Consider the following 18634-nt stretch of genomic DNA (forward strand, 5'->3'; position numbering starts at 1 on the left):
TGATGAATATTGCAGGCTGGTCAAATACTTTGCCGATATACACAGACAACAAAGTCAGTAAAATGAGTACTGTCCAGCTTACGAGCGATTGTTTTTTATTCATTAACATATTCAACTACTTAAATGACATAAATTAATGGAAAGAGAATAATCCATAACATATCAACCATGTGCCAATAACATGCGCCTGACTCAAAACCAGCAACATCTTGCTGGTAATCCCCTTTATTTGTTCGCACCATGATATAAGCTAAGATCACCATACCAAGTAGCACATGCATAAAATGAAATAGTGTGATCAAAAAATACAAAGTAAAAAAGGTATTAGTTTCAATATCAATACCTTGTGCAAATAGTGATTGATATTCCCAACCTTTTACCACCAAATAAACAACGGCAAAACACTGGGCAATGATCAGCCATTGAACTGACTGCTTAAACTTTTTGCTTTTAACTGCCGTAACTGCAAAGGCAACAAATAAACTACTGGTGATCAAAGCGATGGTATTGACCAAACCAGCTCCAGCATGCAACTTAGCTTTGCCAAGAGCAAACATTTCTTGATTGAGCTGCTCTGTGACCGCAAAACCGATAAAAAATAAAGCAAAAACGGTTAATTCCGCCAAAATAAAAAACCACATGGCAATATCGCCAGGTAGTTTTTTATTGAGTTCAGAGACTAAAACTTGGTTATTCATCAAAATATATTCTGGCAACATCCATTAAGGCATTTATGGTTTGAGGATCATCAGACAATGGCTCTGCTAAACAGCAACGGCATACATCTAATGGCTTCATACCACTGGACATCATTTTTGCTGCATAAATTAACAAGCGAGTTGAGGCAACTTCATCGAGATCGTTCTGCTCAAGTTTACGTAACGCTTGCGCTAACTCAACCAAGGTTGCCGCCAGATAAGGTTCAACACCTGTTTCTTTGATCAAAATATCCTGCTCTATCTTAGATTCAGGATAATCAAAGCGCATAGCAACAAAACGTTGGCGCGTACTTGGTTTCATGCCCTTAAGCAAATTCTGATAACCGGGGTTATATGAAACCACCAGCATAAAATCAGGGTGAGCTTCTATCAACTCCCCTGTACGCTCTAAAGGTAAGACACGACGGTCATCAGCTAAGGGATGAAGTACAACCGTGGTGTCTTTACGCGCTTCAACCACTTCATCTAAATAACAAATACCGCCTTCTCTGACTGCTTTTGTCAGTGGACCATCTTGCCAGTAAGTGCCATCAGGGCCAATTAAGTGACGCCCGACTAAATCAGCGGCGGTTAAATCGTCGTGACATGCAACGGTATATAAAGGTTTATTTAACGTTTCCGCCATGTGGGTAATAAAACGCGTTTTACCACAACCTGTAGGGCCTTTGATCAGTACAGGTAACTGATGTTGATAAGCATATTGAAACAAAGATATTTCATTGTGTTGTTCTTGATAAAATGAGCTTTGCTCTGCTTGTTGTGCTGTTTGAATATTAATTGCTGTCATAATGATCCAACTTTATCGCTAATTCACGGATGTAACATACGGTTTTGTTGTATAAGCCGCAAATGAGAATGATACTTACTTGATTGCGATCAAACTAATGTAGCTTATGAAATATATTACGGTTTAACGGTCACAACCCCTGTCATTTTAGGGTGAGGACCACAAATATAAGGAAAAGTACCTACGTCGTTAAAAGTGCGTTGATACGTTTCGTCAGGAAAAAAATAATCCGGTTCTTCTTTTTGTAATTGTTTAAACCACACACTATGGTACTGGCGCTTTTCAATGTTTTTCCAAATAACAGTATCACCTTGCGCTATGGTGATTTCAGCCGGGATAAATTTTTTCTTATATATCTCCACCACCACTTCTTTGGAAGAACATGTCCAACTGATGATAATTAAACTAATAAATAGCATTACTCTTGTCATCGCTCTCTCCTAGTTAACTTCTTTAATTGCAATCGTATCACTTTTATATTTAGCAGCTTCACGATCAACTTCAACCGCATCATTGCCTGAAGCCCACCGTAACAAGCTACCTTGTGGGTTATCTTTTTGTACTGTAGCGCAGGCAGAAATACACTGAGCACATTGAGTACACGTAAATTTAGCCCGTTTCATATTACGCGTTGGTAAGCGCATAGGACAAGCTTGATCACAAGGTTTTCCCTTATGGTAATGAATACAATCGCGACATAACTTGGCGCGTTGTCGATCAAATTTCACCACCATCGCCGTTTTATTTGCCATCCAAATTAAACTTTGGAATAAGCCTAAAGCACAGCCATATTTACAAAACAAATGACGAGCAAAAATAAAGTCACAAGTAAACACTGTGGTGGCCGCTATAATAAAAATACTCGAACCAAAACCCACCGACAAATGACCAATACTGGTCAGCAATTCAACGGGATTCACTAAATAACTCAATAAACCAACAGCCCAAATAAACGCCATAGAAAGTGCACTAACAAATACTAGAACTTTGGGTAGTACACCTCGCGTTTTTTTACTTGCCGCTTCCCACAAAGTAACACGATTCAATTGCTTCAACATCAGGTGGTTGATCATTTCAACCACAGAAAAATGTGGACAAAGCCAACCACAGTAAATGCGCCCATAGCGCCAAATCAACCAAGCCGCAATTGCGACAAAAATCATGCCTGGCAGCAATACTCGGGTAAATATTTTAATGGCGGCATCTACGCTATCTCCGCCACCATATAAGATCGAATCGATACTGATGGTCCACGCTTGCCCAAAAATAATAAAATGACCTAAATCCAGATCAAATCTAAATATATTGAGTAACGGTGCGAATAAAAATAACAGAAAAAACGCAACCTTAGCGCAGATTCGCCATTGTTGAAGCGACATAACTTACTTCTTCCAATCAATCATTATGTCTATTGTAGCGAGTTAACTATGGCTTTTGATTAATCTAGATCAGTAAAAAGAACAAAAAATGTGATTTATCGCACAAATTGTGCGGTAATCAATTGTTATTAGTAAAACAATGTTCGCAATGCTTGCTGATGACCAATAAACAAACTGAGATCGTTTACATCAGGCTGAGTGCAGGGTTTAGCATCAAGGGGTTGTGCAATTTCACCAAACAGAGGTGAAAGATAAAGCTTGAGCTTACAATGTAAACCACCTTCAGTTTCATAACGAAGAAAAGCCGCCATCTTGTCAGGAGTGTTCGCTCTGGCAACAGCAAAGATCAGTACTGACTCAATTTTAGCTAATTTAGCGTCTGCCAACATGGCATCGCCTAGATTTATGACCCACCAAGTGTTCATACATTAGGTGATTTTTAGTCTTTGGTTATAAGCCAAAGAGCATGCAAAATGCCAGGAACGTAGAAAAACAAGCATAAAATGATATTGATAACTAAGTCTTTACCTACACCACTTTTTAGAAATACAGCCACAGGAGGCAGTAATAACGCCAAGATAATATGTATAATTTTATTCATAAATTTGCTCCAATTAGCCTTGTACTGTAATAAGTTTCAACATCAATAAAGATTAACACACACAATTTCGGCTAGACTCTTTTGCCTCATGCATCCGCTTATCCACGCGCTGAAATATCGAGCTATGCTCTTTATCTGACTCTTTCACTACTGAAACGCCAATACTTACCGTCATTTTTATATCTCCAGCAGCAGTCTTTAAGGTATATGCTTCAATCATTTTTCTTAATTTTTCTGCGATAATATACGATGTTTCTTTATCGGTTTCAGGTAGTAATAGGCAAAATTCTTCACCTCCCATACGTGCGACGGTATCGTATGAGCGACTATGCTCCTGGCATAACTTGGCAATCGTTTTAATCGCCTCATCACCTATGGTGTGTCCATATTGATCATTAATTTGCTTAAAATGATCAATATCAACCATTAACATGGCATATTCCGTACCTTTTCGCTTAAATCGCTGAAACTCTTGCGCCGAGGTTTCGTAAAAAGCCCTTCTGTTTAAAATCTTGGTCAGGTGATCGGTTCGCGTTAGCACCTCTAGTTGCAATTCAAAATCTTTTTGTTCGGTGACATCTCGCTCTATGGCTACAAAATGACTAACCTCTCCATTGGCATTTTTTAACGGCAAAATGCTCAAATCAAGCCAGTACGCATCACCAAACTTTGAAAAATTTTTTAATGTTACCCTCACGGGGGATTGATGTGCTAACGCATGTCTAATTTTCGCTTTCTCATTTACGTCAGTTTCATCCGATTGCAGTATTCTTGGGCTCTTTCCTTCTACCTCAGCCAAGCTATAGCCAGTTAACTCAGTAAAAGCTTTATTGACATAGACAATTTCTGGCCCAGGTTCATTAATCGGTGATGCTTTAGTAACCACCACCACATCCTTGGCATACTCCACAATATCTCTGAAACTGAAATCATATTCTTTCATCATATTTACTTTTGATCTGGGTTAAAAGAGTGTTGTGTTAACTTGAATAACAACCAGTATGTTCACACTTAACTGGCTGAATCAAGTGTTTTATGACTTAAAAACTTATTAAAACACTGACAAACATGAAAATTTGTCAGTGTTATTGAGGGAGGTAAAATTACTGATGTGCAATGGTTTTATCGGTAAAAAGGTAATCTTTTAATTCTTTATCAAAGCAAGGATCTTTACGCCTGATCCATTCAAGCACCATAGCTGCATGTTCTTTTTCTTCATCTCGATTATGAGCAAGAATAGATTTAAGCGCTTCATCTTTACAAGCATCTATACGCTGATTATACCAATCAACGGCTTCTAACTCTTCCATTAAAGAAGTGATCGCTCGATGCATATCCCGTGTTTCATCGCTGAGCTCATTAATTGGCTCATGATAACCTTCGTTCGCCATATTGTATCCTTATTAATTTGATTGTTTTAACTCAAGTTAACCTAATAGCCTGCATGATATTACAGCCCGTAACAGGTAAAAACACACACCCATCACAGTTTTATCTTGTGTGACAACACACAAAAAAGCAAATATTGACCTACAATTTTAGTGAGCGAAACAACAGCTAAAACACTATTTCACAACAGCTGCACCAAAGCCTATGGGATAACAAGCACCAGATGGCACAAATGGCGACAACTGCGCCCTGTGACGAGCTATTTCTGCCGCATTTAACTTCATCTCTTTACTCACTGTAGTTGACCAGCTCATCCTTTGCTTAGAATATGATACATAGTCAGCTTCATACCCGAGTGAATCGGCTTTATCTGCAATACTGGTCACTAACCCTTTATCTTTACAATCAATTAAAAAACTTACCCAATGAATTTTATTAGCATCCGTTCCCCTGTTAACCAGAGCTTGAATAAGCGCTTTATCTGTTTGACTGTGATCAACACCTAATGGTTTATTAGCTTGTTTAGCACAAGCTGTGATCAGTAAAATAAGAGCTAGCAGAAGTATAAATTGACGCACAAACGATCCTTTTCAAAACATATAAAACGATACTGGTTGAGACAGAGATTGAAGCTGTCCCAACCGACTCAATAGCGATGCAATGACTTACGCCTTGTCCAAAGCTTGAGCAACATCAGCAATAATATCATCTATATGTTCGATACCAACCGAAATACGAACTAAATCTTCGCTAACACCTGCCTTCGCTAATTCCTGCTCGTTTAATTGTCGATGAGTAGTTGATGCGGGATGACAAGCAAGCGATTTGGCATCACCAATATTAACCAAGCGTAAAATCATCTCAAGGGCATCAATAAATCGAGCACAAGCGTCAAAGCCACCTGCAATGCCAAAGCTTAAAATTCCTGAAGCTTTACCCTTTGACACTTTTTGACAGTTTGCATTGTATTGGCTATCAGCTAAAGCAGCATAATTGACCCACTCAACTTTTGGGTGATTTTGCAAATACTCAGCCAGTTTTTCGGCATTTTCACAATGCCGATCCATACGTAAACCTAAGGTTTCCAAACCTTGGAGAATTTGGAATGAGTTCATTGGTGAAATAGCTGCCCCAGTGTTTCGTAAAGGCACGGTGCGACAACGACCTATATAGGCTGCTTCCCCTAACGCTTCGGTATAAACAACACCGTGATATGACGGATCAGGCTCATTCAACACTGGAAAACGTGTTTTATTTGCAACCCAATCAAATTTACCTGAGTCGACGATAATGCCACCAATAGAGGTGCCATGACCGCCAATATATTTGGTTAATGAATGGACAACAATATCAGCACCAAGCTCAAAAGGACGACACAGATAAGGGGTAGCTACAGTATTATCAACAATCAGCGGTACACCATGTTTATGGGCAATTTCAGCAAGACGTGGAATATCAACCACATTGCCTGCGGGATTGCCGATTGATTCACAAAATACTGCCTTAGTCTTTTCATCAATGGCTGACTCAAAGCCTTCAAAATCATCATACGAGCACATTCTTACCTCAACCCCTTGCTTGGGCAGAGAATGAGCAAAGAAATTATACGTTCCACCATATAGCTGGCTGGTGCTTATGATATTGTCCCCCATTTCAGTAATACACTGAAGAGCATAAGTAATTGCAGCCATACCTGACGAAACTGCTAATGCACCAACGCCCCCTTCCATCGCAGCCACCCGTTTTTCTAACACATCGGTAGTTGGATTCATAATGCGCGTATAAATGTTACCTGGCACAGCAAGGTTGAATAAATCGGCACCATGTTGCGTATCATCAAAGGTAAATGACGTCGTTTGATAAATAGGTACAGCGGCGGCTTTTGTGGTTTCTTCTGACTGATAACCTTCATGTAATGCAATAGATTCTAGTTTCATAAAACGTCTCATTTTGTAAGGTAAATTAAAAGCACAGTATTCACGCACTTTTGATAAAAATGCACATAACAGCCAGAGCCAGAATAGGTTTATCCAATAACTAAAGCGCCGGCTAACATAAGTTACCATAGCACAAATTTTGCGTAGGTAAACGCAGAAACACATGAGGATAAAACACAACTTCTCATTAAAAAACAATTAGATAACTAACAGGTACTTTATAGACTATATCAGAATAACTTAGAGCCAATTGAAAAAGATTAACTTTGCTTAGCTGAATACAGCCGATAGCTTACTGACAATAATAAACAAATAAATGCTGGAATTAACAACGCTTTGAAATTCAACACGTTAAATATCAACGCACCGAATGTTCCACCGAGAATAAAACCTAAGATAATTAACAAAAATAAGATTGCTTTTCTTTTATCAAACAACTGACCTCTAAAAACGGCTCCTAGCATAATACCAAAATCGGTAAAAATGCCGGTTAAATGAGTGGTACGTATGATTGCCCCACTATAGGTGGTTGCTAAGGCGTTTTGCATGCCACATGCAGCAGAGGCGGCAAAATGCCCATAAAAACTACCTTGAGACAACAAATAATATGCTGCAAAGATAAGTAATGACTCTACGAATAAGGCAGTATCATAGTGACGTCCTAATTTTAACGTCGAGCCATGCAATAAAAAACCAGAAATTGACGAGCCGAAAAAAAACGACAACAACACACCAGCCAGATGAGCAATGTCTTGCCAAGAACCATCTATCACACTGGTACCCAGTGAGGTAGCCGTGCCTGATACATGAGAAACAGATTGATGCTCAAATCCTAATAAACCGATCGCATTAATACACCCAGCAACGAAGGCTAAAATAAAAGCGCCAGACTCTATCCATTTGGGCAATTTTGAGATCAAACCATTACCTTTTACTTTTCACCTGTTTCAAAGAAATACACAACTATGCTATTTATTTCCTACCTTTTGTAATTATTAGCAAAAATCATCTATTGGCACCAAAGCGTTATTTTATTAACCCTTGCAATTGTTGCATCGTTAACGCGCCACTTTTTCTTGCAGCTTCTTCGCCGTTATTAAAGACGATGACAGTCGGTAATCCTCGAACTCCGTACAACTGACTGAGCGAAGAATTTAAAGAAACATCTACTTTTACTACCAGCAAATCATCCGCATGCCTGTGTGCCAATTCATTCAAGGTGTTGTTCATCAATAAACATGGGCCGCACCACTGCGCCCAAAAATCAACTAACACTTGCTCATGCTGAGCTATTAACGCTTGTAACTCTTGCGCTGAGCGAACATTTATCGGCTCACCTACAGCTGGTGATGACTGATTAAACTTGCGAACTATCACCACAACAGGCCATTGAATGATTGCTATGATATTGGTAATAATTAGCGCAATAAAAAGTACGATCCAACCTAGGATCTTTACAGGAAACAGATAATTAGCACTGTTTTCATTAAAGCTTTCTATTGAGTTTAGCTTAGCCGTAATTTGTTCCCCAAGACTCATTTTTGCTCCTTTACATACATAAGTAGTTAGCTACGCACCGCTAAAACAATAACACTTTGAAACCAATTAAAATCAACACCACGCCTCCTAAACACTCGGCTTTGCTCTCTAAAAAGGTACCACTACGAGCCCCGACAAACACACCAATGTAGCTAAAAACCATGGTGGTCACACCAATAATGGCACAAGCAATAAATGGGTTAACCTCCAGCAAAGTTAAGGTAAAACCCGCAGCCATGGCATCAATACTTGTCGCAATCGCTAAAATTAATAAGACTCTATGGGTGATCTGCGCTATATCTTCTTCAATACCTTCAGACAGTGACTCATAAAGCATTTTCCCGCCAATTAACAACAGCAGAAAAAACGCCAGCCAATGCGCGTAATTTTCTACCCATACAAATACACCTTTGCCGCCCAAAAAACCAATCAATGGCATGAATGCTTGAAATAAACCAAAATAAACCGCAGCGAGCACGGCGAGTGTAACTGGCTTATGTTCATGTTTTGCGCCTAGGCCAATAGATACAGCAAACGCATCCATGCTCAGCGCTATCGCTAACACTAAAACTTCAATCATTTAGTTCTCTTTCTTAAACGCTTAAAATCTGATAAATTTTGACAGATAAAACAGTACTTAACAATTTATTCAATGTTATTAATGTGTTGAAAGCATAAACTGGCTAACGTTACCTAATTAATTGTCAAGATAAAGGCTATTTTATCGTTGAGATTGAGCTCGTTTACGTTCCGCCGTGTAATACCACCAAGGCTTAGGCTCATCACCTTGGATAAAGCGAGTCACTGAAATAAAGACATCAATAACGCAAGGGTCATGTCTAGTATCTGTTATTTTACACAGACGATCATACAGTTCATAAGGATCTTGCCCCACAAGGTCGCTCGGTTTTTCTATCCCTAGCAACTCAAGATCTTGAGCACTTGCCTTACCTATATTTGGCAAGTCAGTCAGCTTTTTCACTTGTTCACGAATAACTTTACTTGGATTCATTTAACATCTTAATTTTATAACGACACACTAAGAACAGCACTACACACCTAGATATATAAACTGCCCTGCTGCTATTTTGTATTTAGGAGTTATCAAATCTGGTATTTCTTTACCCCATTTATTTTCTCCAATGTATTTACCGCTTTTATCCCATTCCATAAAGTTAAACCATACAGGCTCTTTATCTATTGTATCTACACACTGGTAGTTTTCATTTTGAATAAAAGACTTACATGGTAACATTGGACGTTGCCAATCAAACTCAGGCAATAGATAAATTCCATCTTTAGATGGTATTGCAAAGGCTGTAATTTGTTCATTATCGTGTTTTGAAATAATAACTTTAAATTGAGGCACTGAAAATTCTACCGTTTGACCTTTTTGAACTAAAGAAAGATCAATATGAGGCGCTTTGTTTAAACTATTCTCACTCGGTTTTAAAGATGCGATCAACGGTACAAAGCTAAAGGATATCCCGACAACAATGACAGCGAGCAGAATTAACTTTAGTGATTGACGAGACATGCAAAACGTTCCTTATAATGCTAGACATAATATTTTCTAAAAAATGTAACACCCTATTTATAACATAGTAAAACAGGTACCGAATACAAAACAACAGAAGATATCTTTGTTCAATAAACCGTTGTCAAAATTTAAGAGGTATAATTATCAGCTTTAACCGCTATTTCAATTACGTTTTCATTGTCACTAAACCAAGCTATTGTCGACAATACAAACAAAGGTTGATACGCCCTAATACGCAACAAAGAATAAGCCTTTCGCCAAATTTGGGGCTAAGCTTTCAAAGCGGTGCGGTATTGAAGCATTAAATGTTGTTAGCGTTTGCGCAGAAATAACAATACGCTTATCCGCAATAAACACTGTCAAACTACCTTGTTCTAACCAGACATGCTTTAGAGAAGATGGGCTATTGGCGGCAAATGAAGTTTTTCCCGCAGATTTAAAATAAAAACGATAAACTTCTGTAGAAAAATGTCGATTCTCATTTGCTAGTAAATGGCATACAAAAACACTGTTACTCTTACTAACAATGTTGCTTTGTTCAGGGCAGCTCGAATGAATGTTTAACAACGCTTCGGGTGGCTGCACTAAATCCCTTAAGCTAATATCCATCGCCTGAGCCAATTTAGCCAAAACAGCTAGCGTTGGACTTGTTTTACCTGACTCAATTTGCGCAATCATCGACTTACTGACACCTGATCGATGAGCCAGTACCTGTAAGCTCTCACCTTTGGCACTACGAAAACTACGTATAAAACTGCCCAGATAATCAAAGTTAAGCTCATTGGGCTCATCAAACTGATCAATACTCATTTACCTTAACATCCGTTATATTGGAAATATTCCATCATAGTATAGATAACTAACTATCAGAATGCGACACTTTACTCTACTCAGTTATTCCTACGTATTAAACACTAATGAATGGAGCAAATAATATGAATGCCTTATCTAAACACATCGCAGTAACAGGGGCTAACTCTGGTATCGGATTTGCTATAGCCAAACACTACTTACAACAAGGCCATAGTGTTTCTGTTATGAGTCGTCACTTTGATACACCCAACATGCTACAAACACAGTATCCTGCCAGTTATATAAGTGTTGATGGAAATGTTACTTCAGTTGACGATATCGAAAACTTTTATCAACACTGCACTGCCAAGCAAGGGAAGTTAGATGTGATTGTCGCCAATGCAGGAGTAGCCATCGCAGAGGCGATCGATGAAGTGACTGAGGAAAGTTTTCAAAACACCTTTGACACCAATGTAAAAGGTGTATTTTTTACTGTTCAGAAGTCACTACCATACCTTAATAAAAATGCTGCAATCACTTTAATTTCATCCATTCAATCAAATCGTGGCGCCGGAGTCTGGGCGACTTATGGTGCAACAAAGGCCGCCGTGCGATCATTAACTCGCTCATTCGCAGCAGAGTTTGGCAAGCAAAACATTCGGGTAAATTGCATATCGCCAGGTGTTACTGACACCCCTATTCTGCAAAAGTTCGGATTTGACGACACCTCGTTAGCCAATATTTTAGATCAGGTAAAAGGAGCAACACCTCTAGGACGAGTAGGTCAACCCGATGAGATAGCGCGAGCCGTGGCATTTATTAGCTCAGCAGATGCAAGCTTTGTTACCGGTGCTGATTTACAAGTGGACGGAGGTTTGGCTCAAATCTAGGGTCAAACAACCAAATAAGCTTGGCTAAAGTTTACAAGCGACATGCATCAGTCAAGCTAAACATTCATATATTTGTAAGCAACAATCACATAAAAATAACAGTAAAAATTACTTTACATTTAAGAGAAGAAACGATTGAAATTGTTCGGATCAATTAAAATGAAAGTAGTGCGTTATCACTGACAAAAGCGCCAACGTTTGTTCCATATTCATTACCAATTAACACAAAAGAGGTATCATCATAGTTTTTAATATCAAACGGTCGATGATTTTGCTGTGCAAATGCTATTGAGGGAAGCACTATTATTAAAACTAAAATTAATTTCCATATATTCATTGTTTTACCTATTTAATTAATATTTCGCGCAAAAAATGCTAAGAAAATAATACTGACAATGAAAGTAATAGTAAAATAATGAGAGGTAGTTGTAATATTTTTAATTTTTTATGTAGCTATTCTTCCTTAGAAAATTGAATCAAAAAAACATCGCTGCCACGCTATAAGTCCAACGGATCAAAAAGGGGCGCACGTTAGGGAGCCCCCAGGCGACAACTCTAGCTGATTTGATCAGTTAACTAACTGTTCATCCAGATAGTTTTTCGCGATTTCATTGATCAAAGTACGCTGATTCAGCTGATTGTCCTTTAATACGGAATCAGGCAAAACAGGTAATCCTTTACCCTCTCCACTAGGCCTCACCAAGTAAAACCTTGGGCTTACTGCTTTTAGACCTGAATAAGGAAAACTGAAAAACTGTATGCCACCAGTTTGCCATGAAAATCCCGCTGATTTTTCACCCACGATTTTGGCAAAGCCAAAGTCTTGCATGGTATTGGCAAACAAAATTGCCGAAGAATAAGTCACTTTACCAACAACAACAGAAACTTTACCGTTAAATTTTAAAGGTTCTTCGTTTGATGGCTTCTCAAACTTGTCATAGTCAGCCGTTACAACGTCGCCTTCAGTTTCTCCTTCATCCATATATTTGGCGATTATTTTTTTCGTATACTTGCTAGTGTGACGGTAGGGTTTGTCAGCAATATAAGTTAACAACCCCTGCTTCCACATGTCATCATCACCACCTGGATTATTGCGAACATCAATGATGACATGTTCAATATTATTATCTTTAATTTGTTGAAAAGCGTTTTTGGTAAATTTATAAAAACGTTCTTTATCTTGCCACCAAAACAAATTGATCGTTAGCAAGGCTTGTTTTTTATCTAACAACTCAAACTTGAACAAGTCCTCAAACGTTTCATTGGCTAATGCGTTTGGCTGAATTAATGCGGCATTAAAAACGCTCTTTTCAATTTCAGCACCCGTTGTTTTATAAGCAATTGAGAACTGCTCAGGTTGATTCACAAAAAGCCAGTAATACAAAGAAATTTTTTCTGATAATAAGCTTTCTCTATGGCTAGAACTATCTCCATACGTTCTTGTAATCATAAGGTCATAGATATCTGATATTGGTGTATCGTTAATACTTATTATTTCAGCCATACTGAGCTGACTGGTTGCGCCCCCTAACTCAGACAAGATATAAACTTTTCCATTATTAACAATAACTTCAAAAGGAAATAATCCTTTTCCTTTGTTGATAATCGCGTTAATAAGCTTAGTCTGGCTTTGCACAAAAATATTCATGTGGCCATCATTGAACTGGCTGTTTAAACTAGATATTTTTGTAAGAAACCCTCTAACACTTTTTGGCTGCGTTATTTCATCCTCAATTTTATTAATAGCCGCATCAAAATGAGCAACATCATCTATTCGGATGCTCAGATCAGGATGCGTATTATTTAACCAAGCTCGCCAAGACTTCAGATCCGCTTTCATTTGTTCCGGGCTAAGAATTTTTTCAAGGTTATTTAAACTTTCATTAGCTAATAAGGTATTAGACGTAAAAATAAGAGATAAAAGGAAGATAAGAATAGTTTTTTTCATGTATTAAAGTATTTCACTCCATTGGTGATTATTATGATGTATGGATTTTTCAGATTGCTAACGTCTAGCGAATAGGAAAATGCGAACGTTGTTGGGCGAAACCCAATGAGTTTTAGCCCAAGCCGTTTTACTGACGGCGATTTCGAGCTAATTATTAGGTAGACACTGCACTAACTATAACTCTACAGTTAATTAATATTAAAAGACAATAAATTAGTTGCTCACCTAAGCATATAAATTATTTACTATTTTTAGAACATTTTAACACCTATGAGTCTTTTCCTCGCCATCAATTTTACGGATGCGAATATAAGTTTTAGTAAAGATTGAACGAGATACGCTCTAAGCGCCAAAACGCAAAGAAAAGATGGTAATTAAAAACCCGAACTCAGTAACTATCTTTTTCACCAATATATTGGATTGAGAAGCCTTCTCCATTTTCTCCTGAAACAAAAACAGTAATATTTTTATCTTTAGTTAATTGATAACTGAGCTTTTTTGGGAAATCATGTTCAGCGTTTTCAAATACAGCTGTTTCAGCTGTGCAACTTGTTAATTTAAAAGCAACAGGTAAATCGTTATTGGCTACTTTAGCAATATAAAATATCTCTCCAGACATTTCGACTAATCGTAAAGTTTCAGCACTTATCATTTGATTTTTTTCGACGGAGTACGTGTATCCGGAGCCTTCAAAGGTTTTGCTGCTCACCTGTTTCCATGATTCATTAATGTTCAGTTTTTCGCTTTTAGAATTCCAATGACCCACAAGCCATGTTAATGATTCCAACGTCTTACAAGTATTTGCTTGCACTGCTGAGTGAAATACTAAACACAGTAGTACCAAGCTTATTACTCTCAACATTAAACACAACTCCAATGATTGACGAAGATAACTAACGGCTTATGCTACGAATCGACGAAAAATGCTTGCTAAAATTCCCGAGGAACGAGCGCCAGTCAAGCTAAAAACATCCATGCATTGATGCGCTCGTTAGTTGCTGATTACACCAATAGTTGATATATAAATCAAGAAGCCACCAAATATAAAAGAACCAAAGCCAGCAGACCTAAATGTACTTTTAAATTTACGAGCCGACCAAATAGCAAATTGACGATGTTTAATTGAACCTATGATTATAAGTCCAATGCCAACAGCAATTAGTAAGTAACCAATAGTTAATATTAATTGAGGATACGAGGTGGTTTGGTTATAACTTACAAAAACAAGCCCTGCAATTAACCGAGTAATGACCTCAAACCAATGAAAATATGATTTTTTACTGAACTCTATAATTCCATTCGACCAGTAACTTGGACTAACAATCATGATGATACTCAAGCACATCATCAGTAATCCAAATGCGGTGATAAAATACACCTAAACCTCCAAGGTAACTCACACCGCGTAGAACGGTTAAATAAAAGCTTGTTAAAATTGTATAGTGAAGCGGAACTGAGACGCTATTAGCAGTCCCGCTTGAAATGCGTGTTTTACTTCTCTACTACTTAGAATGCACTTTTCCATTGCTCTGTGTCTATAAACCAGCGTTCCTCATAGATTTTATCACCATCAAACTTGAACAAAACTGATAGCTGAGAAGCATTAATTTTATCGGATTTCCATTCAACTATCGAGACAACTTCACTTTCCCCTTCTAGTTGCCTGAGTTCAAGAATTTCAAACCCTGGCGGAAAGATATTTCAAAGACCATTCTAAGCTGAACGAAACTCCTGTCGCCCTTTTAAAACATTGGCTTGACCAGGCATAATGAATGTCATACCTTCTACATAATCTTTAACTAAGGTATCAAACTCCCCAGCACCAACCGCTTCCCACCCACGTTGTACTATGTTAGCTAATTTCATTGCAAATTCTCCTAATTGAATTGCTTCGAATTAACTATAGAAGGTATCTGCCAATTGTGGGTAATACTAAAACTGTAGTGATATATTTCTTTCACTAATACCTGCAATTGCAGCTAGTTTTTGTTGCGACCAACCACGTTCTTTTCTAAGCAATATTAATTTTTTCCGTTGATATGATCATAAACTTCTCAAATTGATGTTTTGGAACTTGTTATGTAGCGTTTACAAACAATTAAACGTATTGTAGCTATAGCTTACCTTCTTCTTCATAGCTATCCATGGTCTGTTTAATTTTTCTCTTTTCCCATTTTTCACCAAAAGGCTGAAACACAGTAATAGCATACGCTCCGATGATCATAGCGAAACATATAGCTATGCTGATAAGTGCACCAAGATTTTCTCCATGATTATAATTAGGTACAAAGAAAAAAAGAAAAATTCCCAATAAAAACGACACTAAAATGTAAAATCCCTTTTTTGATTTCACTTCAGCTCTTGCCATTTGCTCCCTCTTTTCTAGATCAATCATGGTGTCTTTATTATTTTGTGTGGTATTAAGCTCATTACCGTTGATGCTTTCTGTTTTTAACATACCTACATCAACTTCGAATACAGCAGCTAAAGACTTTAATGTTTCAAGCCCAACATTCTCTCCTTTTTCGACACGTTGAATCGTACGAATATTTAAACCACTTAGTTGAGCAAGTTGTTGCTGAGACCAATTGCGCTTTTGTCTTAGAGACCTAACAAACATGAGCATACCTTTACTATCTTCATTATGTCGAAATTATAACCTAACCATAGCCAGCGAGGAACGACAAACACATGACTGTCATACGACAATGCTAATTTAACCTACCAATGCCCATTTAAGGGGCTGATAATAGTTTGCTAAAATGTGAAGCGAAGCGAAACTGATCAAACTGTTAACAGTCCCGCCTTGATTGGCTTGTTATATTTTGCTTTCTCTAAATTCATAATATGCCAGCAATGCTTTTGGAATTGAATAATACGGATTTTCGGAATGACCTGCATTTTCACTGAAGTGGTATGCATAATTAAAATTTGTTGGTGCATTTGATTCTATTGCAGACAATAAACCATTAAATGAACCTGTGATAATCTCGTTTTCGTTACCACCAATGCTTAAATACATAAATAAAGGTTTTTTACTAAGTTTAGATAAGCCGTTCTTAAACTCTTGTACAACAATTGAGTTGTCATACCAAGCTGCTGGACTAAAAGCAAAATAGCCCGTAAATAGCTCAGGCTTGGTCACTATCGTATAAAGTACAAAGCTTCCACCGGCCGAGAAGCCACTAAGCACTCGATTATTATTAATCGAGTATTCTCTTTCTACAAAAGGGATCACTTCTTTTTCAATGAAGGATAAAAACAAGTCAGCTTTACCAAAAATTTCTGGAGAGTTTTCAGTATTTGGTCTTGCCTCGATTTGAACATCTTTTCTGGCATACGGAGGTACTAAATCTCTATTTCTTGTATCTACCCAAAACAAGTTGGGGATAGCGACAATAATAGAGTCTTCAATTAACCCTTTGTTAGATTGCGCTGTAACAGTTTCATGCCAGCGGCTTAAATTAAAATTACCATCTGATTTTATTATTAAGGGATAACTCCTGCGTTTATCGTACCCTTCAGGCAATCGAACAAATATTCTTCTTTCTTCTGAAAGATATTCTGAATAAATGTCATGATCAATGAACTCTGAAGTGTAGTGCTCAACATACCTCGATGAAACTACTGCAGCTCCCACTAAAACTAAAATAGAGATTAATGAGGTTGAAATTAATTTTAATGAAATTTTCACCAAATCTTCCTTGAAAAATATAACGCCCCATTCAGGGGCTTGTTATTGTTGGTTAAAATAACGATCGCAGTGAGGAAAGCCAACTGTTAAAAGTCCCGCACTGCAATGACTTGTTATGTTCACATTTTAAATATATGCGTTTAGTCCGTTACTTATTGAGTGAACCAAAGCGGTGTAAAAGTAAGCTAAATTTTCACCATGTTTTTCATTTTGCTTATTATAGAAGTAGGAAAATATTACCCCACCGACAAAAGTATATGAAAACGCATACCAACCTTTGCCAGATCCTAGCAAATGAGACGTTGCGAATAATGCACTACTGATGAAAATAAAGTAATAAGCAGTGATTTTTAATTTTTTACAAAGGCGACTAACTATTACACAAAAAATCAGTGTTTCGAACACTGGCGCTAAAATGATAGGAGAAATTAGGTTTTCAAGGTTCTTAGTAATATTTTGGTTTCTAAAGACCAAAGAATACGGCCATTGCTCTACAACCATTAGGTTGTGAATAAATATATAGAAACCTGTAATGATTTTAGTTGTAAGAAAAGCTAAAAGACCAAAAAATGGCAATTCTTTTAAGAATAGATATCGATAATTGAGCATAACTTCCCTGTAAACATAACGCCGCAATATGGGCGTATTAAGCTTGGCTAAAATTAGCGAAGAATGAGCGCCAGCCAAGCTTTAGACGTCCCATTTATAATTGCCTTGTATGGTATTCTTTTTATTTACCAGAGCAACAAACTTAATATACCACTCGTAATATTTACTACCTTTTTTAACTCCTGCATCCCCGAATTTTTCAAGTTGCTCAACAGGAGTGTAACCCCATTTATTCTCGATCTTTAATGATGCACCACTTAAAACCAGAAAATGTGCAATATCATAGTTTTTAACAGCTATAGCCAAATGAAGTGGCGTATTGCCACTTTTATTCTGAAGATTAAAGTTAGCGCCATGCTTCACAAGTAATTTAACATTTGCAAGCCGCGAATGCTTCGCTGCTTCAATAATTACAGGTGAACTTTTGTACCCATCAAGAGTATCGGGATTAGCACCATGCTCTAAACATAACTGCAAAAACATTGGGTTCTCATGAACTGCGGCTTGCTCCATAACCACAGGTCGATTTTTTGGGTCATCTTTTTCATCGCTGTAATTCGGATCAGCCCCATCTAATAAAAGCTGTTGAAACTTTTTTAATTTGTCGCCTTTAATGGATAGCAAAAGATCATTATTAATATTCGAGCCTAATGCTTCACAACTAAAAATCATGATCGTTATAGCAATACAGAAATATGACGCAAATCTCATTGAATACCTAACGCCGCAATAAACGGCTAAGTAATAGTTGGCTAAAATGTGAAGCGAAGCGGAACCGAGCCAACTGTTACGTGTCCGTTATTTAATTGC

General features: G+C 37.6%; 25 protein-coding genes and 1 pseudogene. 1 reads left to right on the forward strand and 25 read right to left on the reverse strand.

From position 1 onward, the window contains the following. Positions 1–119: 119 nt before the first annotated feature. The 16 genes from IV514_RS13790 to IV514_RS13865 all read right to left on the reverse strand — a co-directional run bounded on the left by IV514_RS13790 (position 120) and on the right by IV514_RS13865 (position 10701). Positions 120–698: a cytochrome c oxidase subunit 3 family protein gene (locus IV514_RS13790; protein ID WP_241242355.1), complete on the reverse strand. Its 579-nt coding sequence runs from the start codon at positions 696–698 to the stop codon at positions 120–122. Beyond that, a complete protein-coding gene (locus IV514_RS13795) occupies positions 691–1506 on the reverse strand; it encodes a CbbQ/NirQ/NorQ/GpvN family protein (protein ID WP_206485833.1) in 816 nt (271 codons plus the stop codon). Before IV514_RS13795 ends, IV514_RS13790 begins: the two co-directional genes overlap by 8 nt. Before the next feature lie 116 nt (positions 1507–1622). Then, complete coding sequence (locus tag IV514_RS13800; RefSeq protein WP_206485834.1) at positions 1623–1937, reverse strand: plastocyanin/azurin family copper-binding protein; 315 nt, start codon at positions 1935–1937, stop codon at positions 1623–1625. A gap of 9 nt (positions 1938–1946) precedes the next feature. After that, positions 1947–2885, reverse strand: coding sequence for a 4Fe-4S binding protein (locus IV514_RS13805; RefSeq protein ID WP_206485835.1), 939 nt, complete (start codon positions 2883–2885; stop codon positions 1947–1949). A gap of 128 nt (positions 2886–3013) precedes the next feature. Beyond that, positions 3014–3310 carry a hypothetical protein gene (locus tag IV514_RS13810; protein WP_206485836.1) on the reverse strand — a complete coding sequence of 99 codons (297 nt, stop codon included), beginning with the start codon at positions 3308–3310 and terminating at the stop codon, positions 3014–3016. A gap of 14 nt (positions 3311–3324) precedes the next feature. Continuing rightward, positions 3325–3486, reverse strand: coding sequence for a YqaE/Pmp3 family membrane protein (locus IV514_RS13815; protein WP_206485837.1), 162 nt, complete (start codon positions 3484–3486; stop codon positions 3325–3327). A 52-nt stretch (positions 3487–3538) separates the two neighbouring features. Beyond that, a complete protein-coding gene (locus IV514_RS13820) occupies positions 3539–4432 on the reverse strand; it encodes a GGDEF domain-containing protein (RefSeq protein WP_206485838.1) in 894 nt (297 codons plus the stop codon). A 157-nt stretch (positions 4433–4589) separates the two neighbouring features. Beyond that, positions 4590–4877 (reverse strand): ferritin-like domain-containing protein, encoded by a 288-nt coding sequence (locus IV514_RS13825; protein WP_206485839.1) that lies wholly within the window; start codon positions 4875–4877, stop codon positions 4590–4592. 174 nt (positions 4878–5051) lie between these two features. Next, positions 5052–5453, reverse strand: a complete 402-nt coding sequence (locus IV514_RS13830; RefSeq protein WP_206485840.1) for a ribonuclease E inhibitor RraB — start codon at positions 5451–5453, stop codon at positions 5052–5054. Positions 5454–5540: 87 nt separating this feature from the next. Next, positions 5541–6812 carry an aminotransferase class I/II-fold pyridoxal phosphate-dependent enzyme gene (locus IV514_RS13835; protein WP_206485841.1) on the reverse strand — a complete coding sequence of 424 codons (1272 nt, stop codon included), beginning with the start codon at positions 6810–6812 and terminating at the stop codon, positions 5541–5543. A 260-nt stretch (positions 6813–7072) separates the two neighbouring features. Further along, positions 7073–7732 (reverse strand): YoaK family protein, encoded by a 660-nt coding sequence (locus tag IV514_RS13840; RefSeq protein ID WP_206485842.1) that lies wholly within the window; start codon positions 7730–7732, stop codon positions 7073–7075. Positions 7733–7838: 106 nt separating this feature from the next. After that, positions 7839–8351, reverse strand: a complete 513-nt coding sequence (locus tag IV514_RS13845) for a thioredoxin family protein (protein WP_206485843.1) — start codon at positions 8349–8351, stop codon at positions 7839–7841. A gap of 40 nt (positions 8352–8391) precedes the next feature. Next, a complete protein-coding gene (locus IV514_RS13850) occupies positions 8392–8931 on the reverse strand; it encodes a manganese efflux pump MntP family protein (protein ID WP_206485844.1) in 540 nt (179 codons plus the stop codon). 141 nt (positions 8932–9072) lie between these two features. Further along, positions 9073–9363: a helix-hairpin-helix domain-containing protein gene (locus IV514_RS13855; RefSeq protein ID WP_206485845.1), complete on the reverse strand. Its 291-nt coding sequence runs from the start codon at positions 9361–9363 to the stop codon at positions 9073–9075. Between the two features lie 39 nt (positions 9364–9402). Continuing rightward, entirely contained in the window at positions 9403–9888 is a 486-nt protein-coding gene (locus IV514_RS13860; protein WP_206485846.1) for a hypothetical protein, read from the reverse strand. Positions 9889–10119: 231 nt separating this feature from the next. Then, complete coding sequence (locus IV514_RS13865; RefSeq protein ID WP_206485847.1) at positions 10120–10701, reverse strand: helix-turn-helix transcriptional regulator; 582 nt, start codon at positions 10699–10701, stop codon at positions 10120–10122. Between the two features lie 125 nt (positions 10702–10826). Between IV514_RS13865 and IV514_RS13870 the strand changes: the two genes are divergently transcribed. Next, entirely contained in the window at positions 10827–11573 is a 747-nt protein-coding gene (locus IV514_RS13870; RefSeq protein ID WP_206485848.1) for an SDR family oxidoreductase, read from the forward strand. Between the two features lie 154 nt (positions 11574–11727). Here IV514_RS13870 and IV514_RS13875 read toward each other — a convergent pair whose 3' ends face one another. The 9 genes and pseudogenes from IV514_RS13875 to IV514_RS13920 all read right to left on the reverse strand — a co-directional run bounded on the left by IV514_RS13875 (position 11728) and on the right by IV514_RS13920 (position 18535). Next, positions 11728–11910, reverse strand: a complete 183-nt coding sequence (locus tag IV514_RS13875) for a hypothetical protein (RefSeq protein WP_206485849.1) — start codon at positions 11908–11910, stop codon at positions 11728–11730. A 231-nt stretch (positions 11911–12141) separates the two neighbouring features. Then, positions 12142–13521 (reverse strand): S41 family peptidase, encoded by a 1380-nt coding sequence (locus IV514_RS13880; protein WP_206485850.1) that lies wholly within the window; start codon positions 13519–13521, stop codon positions 12142–12144. Positions 13522–13909: 388 nt separating this feature from the next. Then, positions 13910–14383, reverse strand: coding sequence for a DUF6265 family protein (locus tag IV514_RS13885; RefSeq protein ID WP_206485851.1), 474 nt, complete (start codon positions 14381–14383; stop codon positions 13910–13912). Positions 14384–14512: 129 nt separating this feature from the next. After that, a complete protein-coding gene (locus IV514_RS13890) occupies positions 14513–14899 on the reverse strand; it encodes a hypothetical protein (RefSeq protein WP_206485852.1) in 387 nt (128 codons plus the stop codon). Between the two features lie 128 nt (positions 14900–15027). Continuing rightward, positions 15028–15387 (reverse strand): annotated as a pseudogene (locus IV514_RS13895) (nuclear transport factor 2 family protein). A gap of 247 nt (positions 15388–15634) precedes the next feature. Further along, the gene (locus IV514_RS13905; RefSeq protein ID WP_206485853.1) at positions 15635–16141 is read right to left on the reverse strand and encodes a helix-turn-helix transcriptional regulator; all 507 of its coding nucleotides are present in this window, start codon (positions 16139–16141) and stop codon (positions 15635–15637) included. A gap of 198 nt (positions 16142–16339) precedes the next feature. Further along, complete coding sequence (locus IV514_RS13910; RefSeq protein ID WP_346776928.1) at positions 16340–17215, reverse strand: alpha/beta hydrolase-fold protein; 876 nt, start codon at positions 17213–17215, stop codon at positions 16340–16342. A gap of 126 nt (positions 17216–17341) precedes the next feature. After that, complete coding sequence (locus IV514_RS13915) at positions 17342–17902, reverse strand: CPBP family intramembrane glutamic endopeptidase (RefSeq protein WP_206485854.1); 561 nt, start codon at positions 17900–17902, stop codon at positions 17342–17344. 3 nt (positions 17903–17905) lie between these two features. Continuing rightward, entirely contained in the window at positions 17906–18535 is a 630-nt protein-coding gene (locus tag IV514_RS13920; protein WP_206485855.1) for an ankyrin repeat domain-containing protein, read from the reverse strand. Positions 18536–18634 lie beyond the last annotated feature (99 nt).

This window comes from Thalassotalea sp. G2M2-11 (genome assembly GCF_017168195.1).
GTDB lineage: Bacteria > Pseudomonadota > Gammaproteobacteria > Enterobacterales > Alteromonadaceae > Thalassotalea_E.